The sequence below is a fragment of the Pseudomonas sp. BN417 genome (assembly GCF_029871205.1).
In the GTDB taxonomy this organism is placed as follows: Bacteria; Pseudomonadota; Gammaproteobacteria; order Pseudomonadales; family Pseudomonadaceae; genus Metapseudomonas.
The window spans coordinates 1-20831 of sequence record NZ_SSOJ01000126.1; the positions used below are offsets into that span (position 1 = coordinate 1).

Below are 20831 nucleotides of genomic sequence, written 5' to 3' on the forward strand. Positions count from 1 at the left end.
CTGCAGCACGTAGTCGAGGCGCAAATCGCGCTCCCACTCGCCCTGGTCATCGCCCTGGGTCTCGATGTTGCTGCCCCTGAGGTAGGTCGCCTGGGCCTTCAGCCCCGGCACCCCGAGCTTGGCGAAGTCGTAGCCGTACTCGGCCACCCAGGTGCGCTCGCCCGCGCTGAGGAACTTGCCGATCTGGCGGTCGGTGATCAGGTAGGCGGTGGCGCCGTCGCCCTGGTTGAGGAAGGGGAAGGCGCTGTCGCCGGAGAGCTGCTGGTAGCCCAGGCTCGCCGCGTGGCCGGCCAGGCTGTAGGTGAACAAGGCGCTCCAGGTGCGGTTGTCGACTTCGCCGCGGTGCGGGTCGTTGGCCGCCCAGTTGCCGCTGCTGACAAAGCCTTCGCGACGCCCGGCGGCGCTGCCGTTCTGGCCGTCGGCGCTGTTGTGGAAGTAGCGCAGGTCGGACTTCAACGCGCCCACTGGCAGCGCCCAGGTGTGGGTCAGGCCGAGGAAGTGCTGCTGATAGAAGTCTTCCAGGTTGCCGTAGTAGTACTGCGCGAGCAGGGCGTCGCTGACCTTGTAGTCGCCGCCGGCGAAGTAGAACTTGTTGACGAACTGGCCGCTGCGGGCGTTGTTCGCACCGGCGATGGAGAGGCCGCGGGCGTCGCTGGAGTTACGCCCCTTGGCGTGTTCCAGCTGGCCGCCGACCAGGGTCAGCCCGGCGATCTCGTTGGCGGTGATCTGCCCGCCCTCGAAGGTCTGCGGCAGCAGGCGGCCATCGTTGTAGGTCACCACCGGCAGCTTCGGCAGCAGGGTGCCCAGGCGCGCCTCGGTCTTGGAGAAGCGCAGCTTGCCGGTCACCCCGAGGCTGCCGAAATCGTCCTTGGCGCGGCCGTCGTTGTCGGTGGGGAACACCGTACCGCCGTAGTTGGCGCTGGTCGGGTTGTAGTGGCGGCCCTTGCCGGAGTCCAGTTTGACGCCGAGCAGACCGAGGGCGTCGACGCCGACGCCGACCGTGCCCTCGGTGAAGCCCGAGGCGTAGTTGAACAGGAAGCCCTGGCCCCACTCCTCCTGTTTGGAGGGCGCGGCGGTGCCTTCGCGGTTGTCCGAGTTGATGTAGAAGTTGCGCAGGGCGAGGCTGGCCTTGCTGTCCTCGATGAAGCCGCCGGCGGCGGCCTGCTGGGCCAGGACACCCAGGGCTACGGCCAGGGCGAGGGAAGATGTTCTCATTGTCTGTGTGCTACTCCAGTGGATGGTTCTGCAGGTCCCCGCATCCCGTGAATCGCTGTATTGTTTTGTATATAGCGATAGGCGAACATTGGCCGCCGACCTGATTGGCAGCGACTACGAAGAGCGGAACGGCGTGCATCAGAACGAAACTTGACTTGAAAGTCAAACCCTGACGAGAATGCCGACCCCATCGCTATATAGATTTTTACATAGCGAAAAACCGAACAAGAATCGCCCCTCAGCAGGAGTCATCCCATGAGTCATCGCATTTCCCGCGCCACCGCCGCGCTCTTCGCCCTGCTCACCCTGGGCAGCGCATCGGCTGCGGAAGTCCAGGTGGCGGTCGCCGCCAACTTCACCGCGCCGATCCAGGCCATCGCCAAGGATTTCGAGAAGGACACCGGCCACAAGCTGATCGCTGCCTATGGCGCCACCGGCCAGTTCTATACCCAGATCAAGAACGGTGCCCCCTTCGAGGTCTTCCTCTCCGCCGACGACACCACACCGGCCAAGCTGGAGAAGGAAGGCGACGCCGTTGCCGGCTCGCGCTTCACCTATGCCATCGGCACCCTGGTGCTCTGGTCGGCGCAGGAAGGCTACGTAGACGCCAAGGGCGACGTGTTGAAGAGCGGCCAGTACAAGCACCTGTCCATCGCCAACCCGAAGACCGCGCCCTACGGCGTGGCGGCCACCCAGGTGCTGGACAAGCTGGGCCTGACCAAGACCGTGGCACCCAAGCTGGTGGAAGGCCAGAACATCACCCAGGCGCTGCAGTTCGTTTCCAGCGGCAATGCCGAGCTGGGCTTCGTCGCCCTGTCCCAGGTGTACATGGACGGCAAGATCACCAGCGGTTCGGCCTGGGTCGTGCCGGCCGAGATGCATGAGCCGATCAGGCAGGACGCGCTGATCCTGAAGAAAGGCGAAGCCAACCCGGCGGCCAAGGCACTGGTGGACTACCTGAAAGGGCCGAAAGCCGCGGAAGTGATCAAGTCCTACGGTTATCAGCTGTAAGGATCGAGAGGGTCACCGTAGGTTGGGCTTCGCGGAGCTCAGCCCAACCTACAAGAGCGAGTCAGTCGTTTTCACTCTCTTCCATTGCCGCCTTGAGAGCCTCATAGGCCGGGGCGGCATAGATGCCGACGTCTACCGCCAGTTCCATCACCCTTTCCAGGTCGGACTTGTAGACCAGCACGCATTGCAGCTCGTCATCCAGCGGTTCGCTGAAGTCCACCAGCACGTAGCCACCCTTTTCCGGGTAGAGGCTGGAGAGCTGCACCTGGATACGGTTCAGCGCCTTGAGCGGCTCGACCTTCGCCAGCTGCTTGGACTTGAGCACGAAGTTCACGGTGGGGCCGAAGGAGTCCACCACCTGCTGGAACAACTCCTGATAAGTGTCGGCCTGGAACAGTACGGTCTCCGGCAGGCTGCCCACCACCACCCATTCGCCCAGGGGGATGGGGAAATCGTCGTCGTAGTTGATGTCCGGGTTGGCGGCGAGGAAGGCGTCCTGATCGGCATAGGCCTGGGCTGCCTCATCGGCGACGCGCTCGATCTCCTCGTCGCTCATGCAGCCGGAGCTGATTGCGGTGACCAATTCGAAAAGTTGCTGTTTCACGGGAGGCGCCCTGTAGAAGAAAGTTCGAAGGGGCGAAGGATACAGGGAAGCCGCGCGGACATAAAAAAAGCGGAAGGCCCTTGCAGGCCCTCCGCCACTTCAGCACACCAAGCTGAAAAATCAGGTCGTACGAATCAGGTGATCGAAGGCGCTGAGGGAAGCCTTGGCGCCCTCGCCCACGGCAATCACGATCTGCTTGTAGGGCACAGTGGTCACGTCACCCGCGGCGAATACGCCGTGAATGTTGGTCTGGCCCCTGGCGTCGACGATGATCTCGCCACGCGGGGACAGCTCCACCACCCCCTTGAGCCATTCGCTGTTGGGCAGCAGGCCGATCTGCACGAAGATGCCTTCCAGTTCCAGGGTGCGCAGCTCGTCGGTGGTGCGGTCCTTGTAGACCAGGCCGTTGACCTTCTGGCCATCGCCCTTCACCTCACTGGTCAGCGCGCTCTTGATGATGGTGACGTTGGGCAGGCTGCCCAGCTTCTTCTGCAGCACGGCGTCGGCCCGCAGCTTGTCGTCGAACTCGATCAGGGTCACGTGAGCGACTATGCCAGCCAGGTCGATGGCCGCCTCGACGCCCGAGTTGCCGCCGCCGATCACGGCAACGCGCTTGCCCTTGAACAGCGGGCCGTCACAGTGCGGGCAGTAGGCCACGCCGCGGCCACGGTATTCCTGTTCGCCGGGAACGTTCATCTCGCGCCAGCGGGCACCGGTGGAGAGGATCACGGTCCTGGCCTTCAGCGAAGCACCGCTCTCGAAGCGCACTTCATGCAACTCGCCCTCGGCCTTGGCCGGGACCAGCGCACTGGCGCGCTGCAGGTTCATGATGTCGACTTCGTACTGCTTGACGTGCTCTTCCAGGGCACGGGCCAGTTTCGGACCTTCGGTCTCCTGCACGGAAATGAAGTTCTCGATGGCCATGGTGTCCAGCACCTGGCCGCCGAAGCGCTCGGCCGCCACACCGGTGCGGATGCCTTTGCGCGCGGCGTAGATGGCCGCGGAGGCGCCGGCGGGGCCACCACCGATCACCAATACGTCGAAGGCGGGCTTGGCGCTGAGTTTCTCGGCATCGCGAGCGGCGGCGCCGGTGTCGATCTTGGCGAGGATTTCCTCCACGCCCATGCGGCCCTGGGCGAACAGCTCACCGTTCAGGTAGATGCTCGGCACCGACATGATCTGGCGCGCCTCTACCTCGCCCTGGAACAGCGCGCCGTCGATGGCGACGTGGCGGATGTTCGGGTTGAGCACGGCCATCAGGTTCAGCGCCTGCACCACGTCCGGGCAGTTCTGGCAGGACAGCGAGAAATAGGTTTCGAAGTTGAACTCGCCCTCGATCGACCTGATCTGCTCGATCACATCGTTGGCGAGCTTGGACGGGTGGCCGCCGACCTGCAGCAGGGCCAGCACCAGCGAGGTGAACTCGTGGCCCATGGGGATGCCGGCGAAACGCAGGGCGATATCGGCGCCCGGGCGGTTCAGAGAGAACGACGGGCGACGCGCGTCGCTGCCATCGGTCTTCAGGGTGATCTTGTCGGTCAGGCCGACTATGTCTTGCAACAGCGCGAGCAGCTCGCGGGATTTGTCGCTGTCATCGAGGGACGCGACGATCTCGAACGGCTGGGTGACCTTTTCCAGGTAGGTCTTCAACTGGGTTTTAAGATTGGCGTCCAACATGTGCGAATTCCTTTAGTGCGGGCATGAGTACCCCTCGACGAACGTTGCCGTCCGCCCTTGCGGTGAGAGGGGTTTGATGCGGGCGGATGGCGCTAGGCCATCCGCCAGTGACACTGGGCGTAAAATGGGATGTAGAGCGCCGCGAGCGACGGCAGTGCTAGGCGAAATCAGGCGAGGGCGCGGAGTTTACGAGCTGTAAATGAGCAGCCCGAGCCTGATTTCAACGCCGCAATGCCTAGCGCAGCAGCTCTACGCCCATTTTTTAGATCTTGCCGACCAGGTCCAGGGACGGAGCCAGGGTGGCTTCGCCTTCCTTCCACTTGGCCGGGCAGACTTCGCCCGGGTGGGCGGCCACGTACTGGGCAGCCTTGACCTTGCGCAGCAGTTCCTGGGCGTCACGGCCGATACCGCCGGCGTTGATCTCGACGATCTGGATCTTGCCTTCCGGGTCGATCACGAAGGTGCCACGGTCAGCCAGACCGGCTTCTTCGATCAGCACGTCGAAGTTCTTCGACAGAACCCAGGTGGGGTCGCCAACCAGCGGGTACTGGATCTTGCGGATAGTGTCGGAAGTGTCGTGCCAGGCCTTGTGGGTGAAGTGGGTGTCGGTGGACACGCCGTAGATCTCCACGCCCAGCTTCTGGAACTCGGCGTAGTTGTCGGCCAGGTCGCCCAGCTCGGTCGGGCAGACGAAAGTGAAGTCGGCCGGGTAGAAGAACACGACGGACCACTTGCCCTTCAGGCTGGCTTCGGTGACTTCGACGAATTCGCCCTTGTGGTAGGCGGTGGCTTTGAACGGTTTGACTTCGCTATTGATCAGAGACATCGCAACATCCTCGTTGGGTTAGAAAATTTACCCGACGAAGACTATGGGGTTATTCCAAAAAGATCCTATTGATTGAAGTCATCAGATTGATTGAGTACCTCAATGCATCATCCCAACGCCCCGCGCCACGCGGCCTGGAGCGTTGGGACAACAGGCCTCAGGCGAGGCTTTCGTCCACCAGGAGCACGAGTTTTCCTTCGACCTGGTTGCTCGCCAGGGCCTCGAAGGCGGCTTCCGCCTCCGCGGCCGGGAAGGCCTTTTCCAGCCGCGGCTGCAGGCGCCCCTCGGCGAACAGCGGCCAGACGTGCTGGCGCAGCTCGCTGATGAGGTCGGCCTTGAACTGCTCGTCACGGCTGCGCAGGGTCGAGCCGATCAGCTGCACGCGCTTGCCCAGCAACAGCGCCATGTCCAGCTCGGCCTTGCGCCCGCCCATCAGGCCGATGTTGACCCAGCGCCCGTCGGTGGCGGCCAGGGCCAGGTTGAGGCTCGCGTAGTTGCCGCCCACAGGGTCGAGGATCACATCGAAGGGGGCGAAGTCGCGCAGGCTCTCCAGGCTTTCGCCACGCAGGGCGCCGCCTTGGGCGCCGAGGGATTCGCAATAGGCCAGGCGCTCGGCCGACCCCACGCTGACCCAGCAGGGACTGCCGAAGGCCTTGCACAATTGGATGGCGGCGGAGCCGACGCCGCTGGCGCCGGCGTGCAGCAGCACCCTCTCGCCGGGCTTGAGCGCCGCCAGCTGGAACAGGTTGAGCCAGGCGGTGGCGTAGACCTCCGGCAGCGCGGCGGCCTCGGTCAGCGACAGGCCTTCGGGCACCGGCAGGACATGGCGCGCATCCACCACCACTTCCTCGGCCATGCCGCCGCCCGCCAGCAGGCAGCAGACCCGGTCGCCCACCTGCCAGGCGCCACTGCCGGCGCCCACCTCGGCGATCACCCCGGACGCCTCCAGGCCGAGGATGTCGCTGGCCCCCGGCGGCGGCGGGTAAAGCCCCGCGCGCTGCAACAGATCGGCGCGGTTGAGGCCGGCGGCGGCCACGCGAATGCGCACTTGTCCCACATCACAGGCCGGGCTGGCCCGCTCCCCCCACTCCACGCGTCCTTCGACGCCTTGCAATGCCTTCACGGTGCCTCCATAGTGAGCTTGGTCCTGGCCTGGCCTAGCTGCCGGGCCTTCGCTTTTGCGCCGATGGAACCCGGCGCCCCCAAATACGGCCTAATATGCGTTATCACCTGTCCCGACGTCGAATCAGCATGAAGCGCTCCCTGATCAGCACTGCGTTTGCCTTGGCCTTCAGCGTCAGCGCCCTGCCGCTGCATGCCGCCCCCACCGCCCCGAACAGTTGGGACTCACTTCAGCCCGACCGTGAACAGGTGATCGCCAGCCTCAACGTGGTGGAATTGCTCAAGCGCCACCACTACAACAAGCCGCCACTCAACGACGAGCGCTCGGCGAAGATCTACGACGGCTACATCAAGCTGCTCGACCCGGCACGGATGTACTTCACCGCCGCCGATATCGCTGAATTCGACAAGTGGCGCGCACGCTTCGACGACCTGCTGAAAAGCGGCGACCTGGAGCCGGGCTTCGTCATCTACAAGCGCCACCTGGACCGTCTCAAGGAGCGCCTGGAGTTCGCCTTGGCGATGCTCGACAAGGGCGTCGACAAGATCGACTTCAGTGTCGACGAAAGCCTCGAGACCGACCGCGAGAAAGCGCCCTGGGCCAAGGACCGCGCCGCCCTCGACGACCTCTGGCGCAAACGCGTGAAGGATGAAGTACTGCGCCTGAAGATCGCCAAGAAGGAACCCAAGGCCATCCAGGAACTGCTGGTCAAGCGCTACAAGAACCAGCTTTCCCGCCTCGACCAGACTCGCGGTGAGGATGTGTTCCAGGCCTACATCAACGCCTTCGCGCAGACCTACGATCCGCACACCCAGTACCTCTCCCCGGACAATGCGGAAAACTTCGACATCAACATGAGCCTGTCCCTCGAGGGCATCGGCGCCGTGCTGCAGAGCGACAACGAATACGTCAAGGTGGTGCGTCTGGTCCCGGCCGGCCCCGCCGAGAAGAGCAAGCAAGTGGCCCCGGCGGACAAGATCGTCGGCGTCGCCCAGGGCAACGGCGAGATGGTCGACGTGATCGGCTGGCGCCTGGATGAAGTGGTCAAGCTGATCCGCGGCCCGAAAGGCTCGGTGGTACGCCTGGAGGTGATCCCGGCGAGCAACGCACCGAACGACCAGACCAGCAAGATAGTCGCCATCACCCGCGAGGCGGTGAAGCTGGAAGAACAGGCGGCGAAGAAATCCGTCCTCAATCTCGAGCATGAAGGCAGCAAGTTCAAGCTCGGCGTGATCGAGGTGCCGGCCTTCTACCTGGACTTCAAGGCCTTCCGCGCTGGTGATCCCGAGTACAAGAGCACCACCCGCGATGTGAAGAAACTCCTGGGCGAGTTGAAGAAGGAAAACGTCGACGGCGTGGTCATTGACCTGCGCAACAACGGCGGCGGTTCCCTGCAGGAAGCCACCGAGCTCACCGGCCTGTTCATCGACCAGGGCCCGACCGTGCTGGTGCGCAACAGCGACGGCCGCGTCGACGTGCTGGCCGACGAGAACACCGGCGCCTACTACACCGGCCCCATGGCCGTGCTGGTCAACCGCCTGTCCGCCTCCGCCTCGGAGATCTTCGCCGGCGCCATGCAGGACTACCACCGCGCGTTGATCATCGGCGGCCAGACTTTCGGCAAGGGCACGGTGCAGACCATCCAGCCGCTGAACCATGGCGAGTTGAAACTGACCCTGGCCAAGTTCTACCGCGTCTCCGGCCAGAGCACCCAGCACCAGGGCGTGCTGCCGGACATCGAGTACCCCTCGGTGGTGGACACCAAGCAGATCGGCGAGAGCGCCCTGCCCGAGGCCATGCCCTGGGACAGCATCCGCCCGGCCATCAAGCCCGAGCTCGACCCCTTCAAGCCCTTCCTCGCGGAGCTGAAGGCCCGTCACGACAGCCGCACCGCCCAGGACCCGGACTTCGTCTACAGCCGCGAGCGCCTGGCACTGGCACAGAAGCTGATGAAGGACACGGTGGTCAGCCTCAATGAAGCCAAGCGTCGCGCCCAGCAGGCGGATATCGAGGCCAAGCAGCTGACGATGGAGAACACCCGCCGCAAGGCCAGGGGCGAAGAGCTGCTGAAGGAGCTCAAGACCGAGGACGAAGACGCCCTGCCGGTGGAAGAAGAGAAGACCAAGCCGGAGGACGACGCCTACCTCACCGAGACCGGGCAGATCCTGCTGGATTACCTGGGTCTCAATGCGGCGGTGGCGAAACACTGATCTGATGTCATAACGCCGTCACACAACTGCCGTGAAATCCGGGGGCCGCACATGCGGCCCCCGTCTTTTTTCACGAGTAGCACCATGACCGTCACCGAGCAGTTGAGCGCGTTGGGCCAGATCCTCGCTCACGGCGACTTGCACAGCCTGTTCCAGCCGATCCTGTCGCTGTCCGAACGGCGCATCCTCGGCTACGAGGCACTGACCCGCGGCCCGTCCAACAGCCCGCTGCACCCACCGGTGACCCTGTTCGCCGTGGCCCGCCACGCCGGGCGCCTGAGCGAGCTGGAAATGGCCTGCCGCCGAAGCGCCTGCAGCCGCTTCAAGGCACTCGATCTCGACGGCCTGCTGTTCCTCAATGTCTCCCCCGAATCCCTGCTCGACCCGGCGCACCAGCCGGGGCGCACCCTGAAGATGCTGCAGGCCTTCGGCATCCCACCCAGCCGGGTGGTGATCGAGCTCACCGAGCAGACCCCCACGGAAGACTTCAACCTGCTCGATACCGCGCTGCACCACTACCGCGCCATGGGCTTTTCCATTGCCCTGGACGATCTGGGAGCCGGCTACTCCAGCCTGCGCATGTGGTCCGAACTGCGCCCGGATTACGTGAAGATCGATCGCCACTTCATCGACGGCATTCATCAGGACGCGGTGAAGCGCGAATTCGTCGAATCCATCTTGAAGATGGCCAAGGCCTCCCGCGCCCAGGTGATCGCCGAAGGCATAGAGTTGCCGGAAGAGTTGGCGGTACTGGCGGAAATGGGCATCGACCTGGTCCAGGGCTACCTGCTCGGCCGCCCCCAGGAGCATCCGTCGCGCGATGTCCGCGCCCTGCTGCCGCCGCTGGAGTCCATCGGCGGCATGAGCGAGGAAGGCAGCGACCTCGCCGCCCTGCTCCGTGAGCAACCGGCGGTACATGAAGACACGCCCATCCACGAAGTGCTGGAGGCATTCCGCGCCCAGGCCAATCTCAACTCCCTCGCGGTGCTGGACGCCCGGCAACAGCCGGTCGGCATAGTCCACCGCCACCTGCTGTCGGAAGCCCTGCTCAAGCCCTTCGCCACCGACTTGCTGACCCGCAAACCGGTAAGCCGGCTGATGAGCGGCGATTTCCTGGCCGTGGAACTGGGGCAATCGCTGCAACAGGTCAGCCGGTTGATCACCAGCCGCGCGCGCCAGCGCCTCGAGGAAGACTTCATCATCGTCCTCGACGGCCGCTACCGGGGCCTGGGACGGGTGATAGACGTGCTCAAGCTGATCACCGAGCTGAAGATCCAGCAGGCCCGGCATGCCAACCCGCTGACCCTGCTGCCGGGCAACGTACCGATCCAGCAGTGCCTGACGCGCCTGCTGCAACAGCGCCGCCAGGCGGTGATCTGTTATGTGGACATCGACAGCTTCAAGCCCTTCAACGACCTCTATGGCTATGCCAAGGGCGATGAGGTACTGCTCTGCCTGGCCCAATGCCTGAGTGAGAGGGTCGACCCGACGCGAGACTTCGTCGGCCATATCGGCGGTGACGACTTTATGCTGGTGCTGGGTTCAGAGGACTGGCGCGCCCGTCTCAACCACCTGCTGGAAGACTTCCAGGGCCAGTGCCGGCGCTTCTATCGCAGCGACCACCTGCTGGCGGGTTGCTTCGTCGCGCACAATCGCCACGGTCAGCGCGAGGAGTTTCCGTTGCTGTCCCTGTCGGTCGGCGTCGTCACCCTCGACCCTGACGCCTGCGCTCGCCTGGACGCCTCGCAACTGGCCGACCTCGCTTCGGAAGCCAAGCGCCATGCCAAGGCGATACCCGGCTACAGCCTGCATATCATCGAAGCGAAATAAAAGCGCCCGGACCGGCAGGAGCCAGCTTGCTGGCGAAGAACCCAGTCGCAAGCAAGCTCGCTCCGACACGCAGATTCGTAGCGCTACAGACGACCTGCGCAGGGTGGAAATCCGCGTGGCGGATTGCCAGCGCCGGCCGCGCGCCGGAGAATCCCGGTCAGAGCCCCAGCTCGCCGGCCCGCCGCGCCATGCGCTCGGCGGCCTCGACATCAGGCTCCAGGCCCGGCCCGCCATCGCGGTAAAGTTCGGCCAGCTTGCGCGCAGCCAGCGGGTGGCCGGCATCGGCGGCGAGGCTCCACCAGCGCGCCGCCTCGGCGGCGTCCGGCGCCTGCCGGGGATCACCGGCCAGGCTCAGCACGCCCAACTGATAGGCGGACTTGCCGTCACCGGCTCCGGCCGCCAGGCGCAGCAGGCGGATACCCTCCTCCCGCGCGCCGAAGCCATGGCCACGGTGCAGCAGCAGGTGGCCGTAGAAGCTCTGCGCGGGCAGATCGCCCAGGGCAGCCATGCGCGCATACTGCCCTTGCATCCACTGCCAGGCGCGCGGTTGCGCCACCAGCCTGGGAAAGCGCAGCAGCCAACGGGCCACCTGATAGCCGATGCGTGCCCGCAGCGTCCAGAGCATCAGCCTTCCTCGGGATAGCTGAACTCGAAGACCCGTACCACCTCGGAGGCATGCCAGGACGCGGCAGCAGTGCCATCCGGCGGGCCGGAGAAGCGCCCCAGGCGCTCGACGCACTCGAAGAATCCGGTGCGCGGCAAGCGGCTGGCGCCCTGGCTGATGACCAGCGAGCTGCGCAGTGGGCGCTCGGCACGGGCATCGAGCGCAGCCAGGTGCTCGAGGGCGGCGGTGAGGGTCTGCATCGCCGGAGTCGGCAATTGCAGGCGTTCAATCAACGCCCGGTAGGTCAGCAGGTGGCGCTGACGGCGGGCGTCTTCCAGTTCGTCCAACAGGGCTTGCCAGTGCTGGCGGCTGATACGCAGGCTCAAGACCCGGACTCCCAGCCGGAGACCCCGAGGGCCTGCGCCAGGCCACGCTTGATGGCTTCGTCAGGCTCGCGCTCGCCACTCTCGATCAGCCCCAGGTAGTGGGGGCTGATACCGACGGCGCGGGCCAGTTGCTCCAGGCTCTGGCCCTGGGATTCGCGCAGCGTCTTCAGTTGTCCGAGCGCGGTCCTGGTGGTTTCGGCGGCCGACTCTGCGGTGGCCTGGCCGGCGGCGCGCAGTAGCGCCTGGTATTCGGCCCAGGGCAGTACAGCGTACTCCGCCTGGCCGTCACGCATGATCACTTGCACACTCATTGAAGCTCCCCGTGGAACACAGTGCCGACTGCTTCAGCACCTCCATGCAGGCGGCCATATTATCAGGCCGAGGGCCCGCAGAGGGTGAACTATACTGCGTCCACCAGGCGGGGGAAGGCTCGTGACGCGGCAATTTCGTCTTGTTTTCTGGATACTCGCCAGCCTCTGGCCAAGCCTGTTGCTGGCCGAAGAGTTGCGCTGGGGCTTCGGCCCCGCCGACGGTATGCCCTATGTGGAAGTGAGCGACCACGCCTTGCTCGGCGGCTTCATCCATCGCCTCGGCGAACGCATCGCCAAGGACCTGGCGGTACCGGTGAGCTTCATCGAAACCCCGAACAAACGCATCGAAGAGTCCCTGAAGAGCGGGCGCATTCACCTGATCTGCAACGCCAACCCCGAATGGATGATGGACCCCACGGCCTATCACTGGTCGCCGCCGCTGTTCGAGGAGGAGGACGTGCTCCTGCAGCACCGGGACAGCCCGCCCATCACCGGCCTTTCCGACCTCAAGGGCAAGGTGCTGGGTACCAGCCTGGGCTACGCCTACAGCATGCCCCTGATGGAAGCCTTCGCGAACCGCAGCATAGTGCGCAAGGACGTGCGCGACCTGGACACCAGCCTGAACCTGCTGAGCCGCAAGCGCCTGGACGCCGTCATCGACATGCGCCGCGCCCTCGACTTCGAACTGACCCTGCGCCCCGATGCGCCCCTGGTATTCAGCCCCTGGGTAGTGGAGCGCTACCGCCTGCACTGCGCCTATGGAAGCCGCTTGCCGGTATCAGCCCAGCACCTGGACACAGCGCTGCAGGCCCTGCGCGACAGCGGCGAACTTGAGGGACTGCTGTTGGGCGAACAGCGCCGCGCCGGGCTTCAGGACCGCTGACCGGTCTACTCGTCCGGTGCCGGCAACCTTTCCAGCGCCGCGCGCACTTCCGGCGCCTGCGCCCCACGCCAGGCGCGGAAGGCGTCCAGCTCGCCGCTCCAGGTCTTGAGGACCCAGGCCAGTACCGCCAGGTCGTCGACGAAGCCCATGCCCACCAGCCAGTCCGGCAAGGCGTCGAGCGGGGTGACGAAATAGAGCAAGGCCCCCACCACGGCCAGGAAGGCCTTGGGGTTGATCTGCCGGTACTCACCACGCAGCCAGGCATTGCTCAGGGACAGTAACAACCGCAGGTCATCCTTCACCGCACCGAGCCGGCCGCCCTGGCTCGCGCTCTTGCGGGATACCGCGAGCAACAGCGAAGGCAACCGCCCTCCGGCGAGGAAACGCTGCGCGAGGGTCAGGTAACGCTGGAAATTCCAGGGTGCTTTCATGGGTATCCCTCGGCTGAGGCTTGGCCTAGACGGCTTGGTGCGGTTATCCACGAAATCTGTGGATAACCTTGTTAACAGTCTTTCATAGAGTCGAGCAAAGGCCCATCTCATGCGGCCCCGCGTCAGATCGGGCAAATTTTACCCACTGCCAAAAGGCCAGCAAAATCAAACATTTGGCCACTGGGCAGGCAATGCGACCGCGAGTCGCACCCGACACAAGCGTGGTTACCGGGTCATGTGCATAACCGTAACACTTCGCCGTCGCCCCACTCCCGTTATGACTGAAAGGTCGTTTTTCGGTTCAAGCCGGACCGTCGCCGAAAACGAAAACGCCCCGTCGAGACGGGGCGTTTTCAGGGGACCTGCTGCCACTGTCAGTTCTGGGCGGCGGCCGGGTCCTTGATGGCGATCAGTTCCAGGTCGAACACCAGTACCGAGTTGGCCGGGATGGCCGGGCTCGGGCTCTGCTCGCCGTAGGCCAGTTCGCTGGGGATGAACAGCTTGACCTTCTCACCCACGTGCATCAGCTGCAGGCCTTCGACCCAGCCAGGGATGACGCCGTTGACCGGCAGGTCGATGGGGCTGCCGCGCTGGATGGAGCTGTCGAACACGGTGCCGTCGGTCAGCTTGCCTTCGTAGTGAACGGTCACTACGTCAGTAGCCTTGGGCTGCGGGCCTTCGGCCTTCTTGACGATCTCGTACTGCAGGCCGGAGGCGGTGGTCACCACGCCTTCACGCTTGCCGTTGTCTTCGAGGAACTTCTTGCCGGCCTTCGCGTTTTCGGCGTTCAGGGCGGTCATGCGCTCTTCGGCACGCTTCTGCAGGAAGGCGAAGGCTTCAACCAGCTCCTCGTCCTTCAGGCGCTGCTCTTTCTTGCCGATGGCGTCTTCGATGCCTTGGGCAACAGCCTTGGGATCGAGGTCATCCATGCCTTCCTGGGCCAGGCTCTTGCCCATGTTCAGACCGATGCCGTAGGAAGCCTTCTGTGCCGGGGTCTTGAGTTCCACACTGGTCTGCGAATCGCAGCCCGCGAGAACCAGGCCCACCAGGGCCACAGCGGCCGCCAACCGATGTTGTTTCATGCTGAATCCTTGTCTGTCGCCGTGATGGCAATACGATTGAACGGCGAGCTTAGCAGGCCGCCGCAAGTAGTGGCTATGGGCAATAGGAACAGCGACTTGGCATTTAGTTCAGCGACTTGCGAGGCATCACGTAAGCAAAGATGTAGGCGCTGCATGACCTTTTCGCCGGACAAAGAAAAAGCCCCCAGGTATCGCTACCTGAGGGCTTTCATATGGCGCAGCGGACGGGACTCGAACCCGCGACCCCCGGCGTGACAGGCCGGTATTCTAACCGACTGAACTACCGCTGCGTGTATCGCGAAACTGGTGGGTGATGACGGGATCGAACCGCCGACCCTCTGCTTGTAAGGCAGATGCTCTCCCGGCTGAGCTAATCACCCAAATGCGTCCAACGAAGGATCACACACTAAATGAAAAACCCCCAGGCAATACCTGAGGGCTTTCGAATATGGCGCAGCGGACGGGACTCGAACCCGCGACCCCCGGCGTGACAGGCCGGTATTCTAACCGACTGAACTACCGCTGCGCGTAACTGCGAAATTGGTGGGTGATGACGGGATCGAACCGCCGACCCTCTGCTTGTAAGGCAGATGCTCTCCCGGCTGAGCTAATCACCCTTCACTCTCGAAGTGGGGCGCATTCTAGAGCGGTATCCGGACCCTGGCAAGCCCCAATTCAAAAAAAAATTCTCATGCCTTCCAAAGGGTTAGCTCAGGGTTGGCCTGGAGCCTCCCGACGAGAATAATGCGCGCTTTGTGTCCGGAGGTTTTACCCCTATGTGGTTCCGCAACCTGCTTGTCTATCGCCTCACCCAGGATCTGAACGTCGATGCCGAGGCGCTGGAAGCCGCGCTGGCCACCAAGCCGGCCCGCCCTTGCGCCAGCCAGGAGCTGACCACCTACGGTTTCGTGGCGCCTTTCGGCAAGGGCCCGGATGCGCCGCTGGTGCATGTCAGCGAAGGCTTCTTCCTGGTCGCCGCACGCAAGGAAGAACGCATTCTCCCCGGTAGCGTCGTTCGCGATGCGCTGAAGGAGAAGGTCGACGAGATCGAAGCCGAGCAAATGCGCAAGGTCTACAAAAAGGAACGCGACCAGCTCAAGGACGAGATTGTCCAGAGCTTCCTGCCGCGCGCCTTCATCCGCAAGTCCGCCACCTTCGCCGCCATCGCCCCGGCCCAGGGCCTGATCCTGGTCGATGCTTCCAGCCCGAAACGTGCCGAAGACCTGCTGAGCACCCTGCGTGAAGCCATCGGCTCGCTGCCGGTGCGCCCGGCCTCGGTGAAGATCGCCCCCACTGCCACCCTCACCCAGTGGGTCCAGACCCAGGAAGCCGCCAGCGACTTCTACGTGCTCGACGAGTGCGAACTGCGGGACACCGATGAAGACGGCGGCGTGGTGCGCTGCAAGCGCCAGGACCTGACCAGCGACGAGATCCAGCTGCACCTGACCTCCGGCAAGCTGGTCACCCAGCTGTCCCTGGCCTGGCAGGACAAGCTTTCCTTCATCCTCGACGACAAGCTGGTGATCAAGCGCCTGCGCTTCGAGGACCTGCTGCAGGAGAAGGCCGAGCAGGATGGCGGCGACGATTCCCTCAGCCAGCTCGACGCCAGCTTCACCCTGATGATGCTGACCCTGGTCGAGTTCATCCCCCAGCTCTTCGAAGCCCTCGGCGGCGAAGAGATCCCGCAGGGCGTCTGACCCTCCCGAGCGCCGGCCCCGAGCCGGCGCTTTCACATTCGGGCCAAGCCCCCTGCTCCCCCATACCTGGCAATTGCAGTTGGCGCCCGCCGATCCCGGAGGACTTGCCCAAGCAGTCAGGATGTGCAAAATACTGCGCAGCGCAAGGACGACCTTGCCACTCGCGCAGTGATCATCCGGGGACGGCCCCAAAACCTGTAGTTCGTCTGGAGGCCATCATGTCCTGGATCATTCTCTTCTTCGCCGGCCTGTTCGAGGTGGGCTGGGCCGTCGGCCTGAAGTACACCGAGGGCTTCAGCCGCCCGCTGCCTACCACCCTCACCGTCGCCGCCATGGCCGTCAGCCTGGGCCTGCTTGGCCTGGCGATGAAGGAGCTGCCGCTGGGCACCGCCTACGCCATCTGGACCGGCGTCGGCGCCGTGGGCACCGTGATCGCCGGCGTCATCCTGTTCGGCGAATCCATGGCGCTGGTGCGCCTGCTCAGCGTGGCGCTGATCATCGGTGGCCTGATCGGCCTGAAGCTCAGCCACTGAGAATCCCGCAATGAAAGAGCCCGCCGATCGGCGGGCTTTTTCATGGGCGTCGAGCCTAGCGCGCGTCGCCACGCAACTCGGCCACCTGCAGCTGCAAGGTCTGGCGGTCGGCGCGCTCCGGCAGCAGCGGCGTGCCGGCCACCAGGCGGATGCGCGACCAGAAGCGTTTGAAGAAGCCCTTGGCCGGATCGCGGCTGAAGAAGCTGCCCCAGAGGCCCTGCAACGCCATGGGGATCACCGGCACCGGGTTCTCCTCGAGGATGCGCTCGATGCCGCCCTTGAACTCGTTCAGCTCGCCGTCGCCGGTCAGCTTGCCCTCGGGGAAGATGCACACCACCTCACCGTTGCGCAGGTACTCGGCGATCTTCCTGAAAGCCGCATCGTAGACCAGCAGGTCCTCGTGCCGCGCGGCGATGGGCACGGTGCCGGCGGTGCGGAAGATGAAATTCAGCACCGGCAGCTGGTAGATCTTGTAGTACATGACGAAGCGCACCGGCCTCCGCACCGCGCCGCCGATCAGCAGGGCGTCGACGAAGGACACATGGTTGCACACCAGCACCGCTGGCCCTTCCTCGGGAATCGCGTCCAGCCCCCTGTGCTCGACCCGGTACAGGGAATGGCCCAGCAGCCAGACCAGGAAGCGCATGGTGAATTCGGGGACGATCTTGAAGATGTAGCTGTTCACCGCGACGTTCATCAGCGACACCACCAGGAACAGCTCGGGGATCGACAGCCCGGCGACGCTGAGGAAAAGGATCGAGGCGATGGCCGAGACCACCATGAACAACGCGTTGAGGATGTTGTTCGCGGCGATCACCCGGGCCCGCTCGTTCTCCGCCGTGCGTGCCTGGATCAGGGCATAGAGCGGCACTATGTAGAAGCCGCCGAACAGGCCGATGCCGAGGATGTCGCCCAGTATCAGCCAGGCCTGGCCATGGCCCAGCAGCGCCAGCCAGTCATGGGGCACGGCGCCCTGCGGGAAGCCGCCCGAATGCCACCAGAGCAGCAGGCCGAAGAGGGTCAACCCGATAGAGCCGAAGGGCACCAGGCCGATCTCCACCTTGCCGCCCGAGAGCCGCTCGCAGAGCATCGAACCCAGGGCGATGCCCACCGAGAACACCGTGAGGATCAGGGTCACCACGCTCTCGTCGCCGTACAGCAACTCCTTGGAATAGGCCGGGATCTGCGTCAGGTAGACCGCGCCGAGGAACCAGAACCAGGAGTTGCCCACCAGCGAGCGCGACACCGACGGCCGCTGGCCCAGCCCCAGGCGCATGATCCGCCAGGACTGGCGGAAGATGTTCCAGTCCAGCGCCAGCTCCGGCAGCGCCGCCGCCGCGCGGGGAATGCCGCGGCTGGCCAGGTAGCCAAGGCTGGCGGTGAGGACGATGGCGCAGGCCACCAACGGCTCGTAGCGCTCGGCGGACATCATCAGCCCGGCGCTGATGGTGCCGGCGAGAATGGCCAGGAAGGTGCCCATTTCCACCAGCGCGTTGCCGCCGACCAGCTCGTCCTCGCGCAGTACCTGAGGCAGGATCGAATACTTCACCGGGCCGAACAGCGCCGAGTGGGTGCCCATGGCGAACAGCGTCAGGAACAGCAGCGGCAGGCTGTCGAAGAAGAAGCCCAGCGCGCCCACGGCCATGATCGCCACTTCCGCCAGCTTGATCGCGCGAATCAGCGAGTCCTTGGCGAACTTCTCGCCGAACTGCCCGCCCAGGGCGGAAAAGAGGAAGAACGGCAGGATGAACAGCAGGGCGCAGAGGTTGGTGAAGATGCCCTTGTCCCCGGCGATGCTCAGCTTGTAGAGGATGGCGAGGATCAGTGACTGCTTGAAGATGTTGTCATTGAAGGCGCCGAGCAGCTGAGTCACGAAGAACGGCAGGAACCGCCGGGTGCCCAGCAGGGCGAATTGCGAGTGTTGGCTCATCTTCCTTGGTACCTGGTGGTTGGCAGTGGAATAGCCCCGTGCGACTCAAACCGCACGTCGCTGATTGGACAGCAGGACAGTAGTTGAAAGCCACATCCCGATGGCCGATTCGCGAATGAATTCGCTCCCACGAGCGGCAGATCGGTAGGGTGTGCCGTGCGCACCACCGGCTCCGCGCCGGAGATTCGGTGCGCGCAGCGCACCCTACGTCCTGCCCTGAATGAAAAAGGGCGCCCAAAAAGGCGCCCTTCTCAACCCGCTCGAGCCTCAGAAGGCCACGCTGGTCTGCAGGTACAGGGTCCGCGGTTGGCCCAGGTACTTGCCGAGGTTGTTGTCGGTGGAGCGGGTGTAGTACTGGCGATCAAAGATGTTCTTCACCCCGACCGCCACCTTCAGGTTCGCCAGTTGCGGACCGAAGGCGTACTCGCCGCGGCCGTTCCAGAAGCCGTAGCCGGGAATCTCGCCGAGGGAACCGTTGGCGCTTTCCGGACGGGTGTTGGCCGAGTCGGCGAACTGGCGGGACTGGGCGTAGCCGTCCAGGTTCCAGGTCCAGGGACCGGTGGCATAGCGCAGGCCGAGGGTGGCGACCTGGCGGGAATAGAACGGCAGGTCGTTGCCCTGGTTCTCGCCCTCCTCGCGGGTAGCCTTGGTCAGCGCCAGCGAGGCGTAGGCGGAAAGTCCGGCCAGGCGCGGGTCGAGGGCGGCGAACTCGTAGCTGCCGGCCATCTCGAAACCACGGTGGCGGGTTTCCCCGGCGTTGGCCCAGGCGCTCGGCTGGGAACCCGGAACGATTTCCAACTGGTCCTCGAAGAGGATGTGGAAGTAGGTCAGCTCGGCGGTCCAGATACCGTCGTCGTAGCGCGTACCCAGCTCATAGGTATGGGCCTTCTCGGCGGTCAGGTTGTCGTCGTCCTGAGACAGCTGGATGTGCTGGATGCTACCGAACGAGGTGTTGTAGTTGGCAAACAGCTTCCAGGCCTCGGACAGGTGATACATGGTGTTCAGCGATGGCAACGGCTCGCTGAAGCGCTGCTCGCGGCGGTCGCCGGTCAGGTGGTTGTCGGAGGTCACTCGCACCTGCTCGTAGCGCACGCCGGGGGTGATGGTCCATTTGCCGATGTCGATGCGGTCGTCGATGTAGGCGGCATGGGCCTCGGTGGCGGCGGTGTTGTAGGTGGCCAGCCGCTTCTGCACGCTCCAGGGATTGGCGCCAGCGGCGAAGTTGCGGTCGTAGCGCTTCTCCTGGGAGTCCTCTTCCATGTAGCGATAGCCGACGCCCACTTCGTGGCTGCTCTCGCCCAGCAGGAATATCTGCGAATAGCGCGGCTCGATGCCGAACACTTCGTACTCGCGGGGGAACTTGCGCAGCCAGGTCATCTTCTGCGGGTTGCCGTTGGTCAGGGTGCTGCCACGGGAACTGGTGTTGTAGAAGGTGGTGATCTCGAACGTGCGGTCGGAGTCCGGGGTGCGGGTGTACTTCAGCACCGCCTGCTTGCGCTCACCGTCGAAGCGGTCGAAGGGCCGGCTGGACTGGTAGGGGTCGTCCTCGAACTCGGCAGCGGTCAGGCCGCCGGGCATGTCGGCGTCGGCCTCGAAGTACTGCAGGCTCCCGTACAGCTCGTCGATGTCGCTGAGCTGGTACTTGGCCTTCAACATCACATCGTCGATCTCGGTATCGCTGTGGTCGCGATAGGTGTCGCCGCGCACGCCGGAGTACAGCAGGGCCATGCCCAGGCCGTTGTCGGCGGTGCCGCCGATGAAGGCGCTGCTCTTGTTGTAGAAGCCGCCCTGGGCCGGCGCGGATTCGGTCTGGAAGCTCAGGTCGCGAACCATCTCCTCGGGAATCCCGCGGGTGACGAAGTTGATGATGCCGCCGACGTTCTGCGGGCCGTAGCGCACCGAGCCGCCGCCGCGCACGACGTCGATGGACTCGATGTTGCCCAGCGAGGTGGGCGCCAGGGACAGCTGCGGCTGGCCGTAGGGCGCCACGGCCAGCGGTATGCCGTCCTGGAGGATGGTGGAGCGCGGCGAGAGGCGCGAGGTCAGGCCGCGCACGCCGACGTTCAGGGAGATATCGCTACCGCCAGTGCCGTTGCTGTCCTGCACCTGCACACCGGGTACCCGGCGCAGCACTTCGCGCACGTTGCTGGCACCGCTTTCCTTGATGGTCTGCTCGCGGATCACGGTCCGCGCGCCGGGGTGGTTCTTCACATCCTCGTTCTTGGCCTCGCCCAGCCAATCGCCGACGACTTCGACGTTACCCAGCTCCATGGTTTCGGCGGCGACGCCGGCGTACGAGGTGATGCCCAGCGCTATAGCCAGCGCCAGGCGAGAAAGCTTGATGACAGACTGCATGACTTGCCCCCAGGAATGGCCAAGGCCGGCCAGAAAGGGGCGCAACTATACGTGAAGCCATGTCAAGCGCATATACGAATGATTTACAAATAGAACTTTTTTCCAAGCTGGATCTTATAAGCG

The 20831-nt window shown here is 64.4% G+C and carries 18 protein-coding genes and 4 tRNA genes; 6 read left to right on the forward strand and 16 right to left on the reverse strand.

Annotated features, from left to right (window positions below):
* Positions 1-1215: OprD family porin (locus E8F11_RS16120; protein ID WP_280289845.1), on the reverse strand; the 1215-nt coding region annotated here is incomplete at its 3' end.
* A gap of 255 nt (positions 1216-1470) precedes the next feature.
* Here E8F11_RS16120 and modA point away from each other — a divergent pair.
* Complete coding sequence (gene modA / locus E8F11_RS16125) at positions 1471-2226, forward strand: molybdate ABC transporter substrate-binding protein (protein ID WP_280289846.1); 756 nt, start codon at positions 1471-1473, stop codon at positions 2224-2226.
* Between the two features lie 61 nt (positions 2227-2287).
* Here modA and E8F11_RS16130 read toward each other — a convergent pair whose 3' ends face one another.
* The 4 genes from E8F11_RS16130 to E8F11_RS16145 form a co-directional block, all read right to left on the reverse strand.
* Complete coding sequence (locus tag E8F11_RS16130) at positions 2288-2830, reverse strand: hypothetical protein (protein WP_280289847.1); 543 nt, start codon at positions 2828-2830, stop codon at positions 2288-2290.
* A gap of 120 nt (positions 2831-2950) precedes the next feature.
* On the reverse strand, positions 2951-4507 hold the full coding sequence (gene ahpF / locus E8F11_RS16135) for an alkyl hydroperoxide reductase subunit F (RefSeq protein WP_280289848.1): 1557 nt from the start codon (positions 4505-4507) through the stop codon (positions 2951-2953).
* A 262-nt stretch (positions 4508-4769) separates the two neighbouring features.
* Positions 4770-5333: an alkyl hydroperoxide reductase subunit C gene (ahpC, locus tag E8F11_RS16140; protein ID WP_280289849.1), complete on the reverse strand. Its 564-nt coding sequence runs from the start codon at positions 5331-5333 to the stop codon at positions 4770-4772.
* A 157-nt stretch (positions 5334-5490) separates the two neighbouring features.
* The gene (locus E8F11_RS16145; protein ID WP_280289850.1) at positions 5491-6456 is read right to left on the reverse strand and encodes an NAD(P)H-quinone oxidoreductase; all 966 of its coding nucleotides are present in this window, start codon (positions 6454-6456) and stop codon (positions 5491-5493) included.
* Between the two features lie 128 nt (positions 6457-6584).
* Between E8F11_RS16145 and E8F11_RS16150 the strand changes: the two genes are divergently transcribed.
* Positions 6585-8666, forward strand: coding sequence for a carboxy terminal-processing peptidase (locus E8F11_RS16150; protein ID WP_280289851.1), 2082 nt, complete (start codon positions 6585-6587; stop codon positions 8664-8666).
* A gap of 84 nt (positions 8667-8750) precedes the next feature.
* Positions 8751-10496, forward strand: coding sequence for a bifunctional diguanylate cyclase/phosphodiesterase (locus tag E8F11_RS16155; protein WP_280289852.1), 1746 nt, complete (start codon positions 8751-8753; stop codon positions 10494-10496).
* A 157-nt stretch (positions 10497-10653) separates the two neighbouring features.
* Here the strand turns inward: E8F11_RS16155 and E8F11_RS16160 are convergent, their stop codons facing one another.
* The 3 genes from E8F11_RS16160 to E8F11_RS16170 are packed head-to-tail and all read right to left on the reverse strand — an operon-like array spanning position 10654 to position 11797.
* The gene (locus E8F11_RS16160) at positions 10654-11121 is read right to left on the reverse strand and encodes a sel1 repeat family protein (protein ID WP_280289854.1); all 468 of its coding nucleotides are present in this window, start codon (positions 11119-11121) and stop codon (positions 10654-10656) included.
* Positions 11121-11486 (reverse strand): hypothetical protein, encoded by a 366-nt coding sequence (locus E8F11_RS16165; protein ID WP_280289855.1) that lies wholly within the window; start codon positions 11484-11486, stop codon positions 11121-11123. The genes E8F11_RS16160 and E8F11_RS16165 overlap by 1 nt, the downstream gene beginning before the upstream one ends.
* Positions 11483-11797, reverse strand: a complete 315-nt coding sequence (locus E8F11_RS16170; protein ID WP_280289856.1) for a helix-turn-helix transcriptional regulator — start codon at positions 11795-11797, stop codon at positions 11483-11485. The genes E8F11_RS16165 and E8F11_RS16170 overlap by 4 nt, the downstream gene beginning before the upstream one ends.
* Positions 11798-11918: 121 nt before the next feature.
* Here E8F11_RS16170 and E8F11_RS16175 point away from each other — a divergent pair, with 121 nt between their 5' ends.
* Positions 11919-12680, forward strand: coding sequence for a transporter substrate-binding domain-containing protein (locus E8F11_RS16175; RefSeq protein WP_280289857.1), 762 nt, complete (start codon positions 11919-11921; stop codon positions 12678-12680).
* A gap of 5 nt (positions 12681-12685) precedes the next feature.
* Here E8F11_RS16175 and E8F11_RS16180 read toward each other — a convergent pair whose 3' ends face one another.
* From E8F11_RS16180 to E8F11_RS16205, 6 genes are all read right to left on the reverse strand, one after another.
* On the reverse strand, positions 12686-13111 hold the full coding sequence (locus E8F11_RS16180; protein ID WP_280289858.1) for a DUF1232 domain-containing protein: 426 nt from the start codon (positions 13109-13111) through the stop codon (positions 12686-12688).
* A gap of 374 nt (positions 13112-13485) precedes the next feature.
* Positions 13486-14193, reverse strand: coding sequence for an FKBP-type peptidyl-prolyl cis-trans isomerase (locus E8F11_RS16185; protein ID WP_280289859.1), 708 nt, complete (start codon positions 14191-14193; stop codon positions 13486-13488).
* A 213-nt stretch (positions 14194-14406) separates the two neighbouring features.
* Positions 14407-14483: transfer RNA gene (locus tag E8F11_RS16190), tRNA-Asp, on the reverse strand.
* Between the two features lie 14 nt (positions 14484-14497).
* Positions 14498-14573 (reverse strand) — tRNA-Val (locus tag E8F11_RS16195).
* A gap of 69 nt (positions 14574-14642) precedes the next feature.
* Positions 14643-14719: transfer RNA gene (locus tag E8F11_RS16200), tRNA-Asp, on the reverse strand.
* 15 nt (positions 14720-14734) lie between these two features.
* A tRNA-Val gene (locus E8F11_RS16205) sits at positions 14735-14810 on the reverse strand.
* Between the two features lie 159 nt (positions 14811-14969).
* Between E8F11_RS16205 and rdgC the strand changes: the two genes are divergently transcribed.
* A complete protein-coding gene (rdgC, locus tag E8F11_RS16210; RefSeq protein WP_280289860.1) occupies positions 14970-15890 on the forward strand; it encodes a recombination-associated protein RdgC in 921 nt (306 codons plus the stop codon).
* 218 nt (positions 15891-16108) lie between these two features.
* Positions 16109-16423 (forward strand): quaternary ammonium compound efflux SMR transporter SugE, encoded by a 315-nt coding sequence (gene sugE / locus E8F11_RS16215; protein WP_280289861.1) that lies wholly within the window; start codon positions 16109-16111, stop codon positions 16421-16423.
* A gap of 55 nt (positions 16424-16478) precedes the next feature.
* On the opposite strand, the gene E8F11_RS16220 is transcribed toward sugE, so the two are convergent.
* Both E8F11_RS16220 and E8F11_RS16225 read right to left on the reverse strand, forming a co-directional pair.
* Positions 16479-18353: an MFS transporter gene (locus E8F11_RS16220; protein ID WP_280289862.1), complete on the reverse strand. Its 1875-nt coding sequence runs from the start codon at positions 18351-18353 to the stop codon at positions 16479-16481.
* Positions 18354-18620: 267 nt separating this feature from the next.
* On the reverse strand, positions 18621-20708 hold the full coding sequence (locus E8F11_RS16225) for a TonB-dependent siderophore receptor (protein ID WP_280289863.1): 2088 nt from the start codon (positions 20706-20708) through the stop codon (positions 18621-18623).
* Positions 20709-20831: the final 123 nt, after the last annotated feature.

Excerpts from the sequence above, each read along its gene's own strand:
- E8F11_RS16155 (WP_280289852.1), top strand. The coding sequence starts at position 8,751 with ATGACCGTCACCGAGCAGTTGAGCGCGTTGGGCCAGATCCTCGCTCAC.
- rdgC (WP_280289860.1), top strand. The coding sequence starts at position 14,970 with ATGTGGTTCCGCAACCTGCTTGTCTATCGCCTCACCCAGGATCTGAAC.
- modA (WP_280289846.1), top strand. The coding sequence starts at position 1,471 with ATGAGTCATCGCATTTCCCGCGCCACCGCCGCGCTCTTCGCCCTGCTC.
- E8F11_RS16225 (WP_280289863.1), bottom strand. The coding sequence starts at position 20,708 with ATGCAGTCTGTCATCAAGCTTTCTCGCCTGGCGCTGGCTATAGCGCTG.
- E8F11_RS16180 (WP_280289858.1), bottom strand. The coding sequence starts at position 13,111 with ATGAAAGCACCCTGGAATTTCCAGCGTTACCTGACCCTCGCGCAGCGT.
- sugE (WP_280289861.1), top strand. The coding sequence starts at position 16,109 with ATGTCCTGGATCATTCTCTTCTTCGCCGGCCTGTTCGAGGTGGGCTGG.
- ahpC (WP_280289849.1), bottom strand. The coding sequence starts at position 5,333 with ATGTCTCTGATCAATAGCGAAGTCAAACCGTTCAAAGCCACCGCCTAC.
- E8F11_RS16150 (WP_280289851.1), top strand. The coding sequence starts at position 6,585 with ATGAAGCGCTCCCTGATCAGCACTGCGTTTGCCTTGGCCTTCAGCGTC.
- E8F11_RS16160 (WP_280289854.1), bottom strand. The coding sequence starts at position 11,121 with ATGCTCTGGACGCTGCGGGCACGCATCGGCTATCAGGTGGCCCGTTGG.
- ahpF (WP_280289848.1), bottom strand. The coding sequence starts at position 4,507 with ATGTTGGACGCCAATCTTAAAACCCAGTTGAAGACCTACCTGGAAAAG.
- E8F11_RS16185 (WP_280289859.1), bottom strand. The coding sequence starts at position 14,193 with ATGAAACAACATCGGTTGGCGGCCGCTGTGGCCCTGGTGGGCCTGGTT.
- E8F11_RS16220 (WP_280289862.1), bottom strand. The coding sequence starts at position 18,353 with ATGAGCCAACACTCGCAATTCGCCCTGCTGGGCACCCGGCGGTTCCTG.
- E8F11_RS16170 (WP_280289856.1), bottom strand. The coding sequence starts at position 11,797 with ATGAGTGTGCAAGTGATCATGCGTGACGGCCAGGCGGAGTACGCTGTA.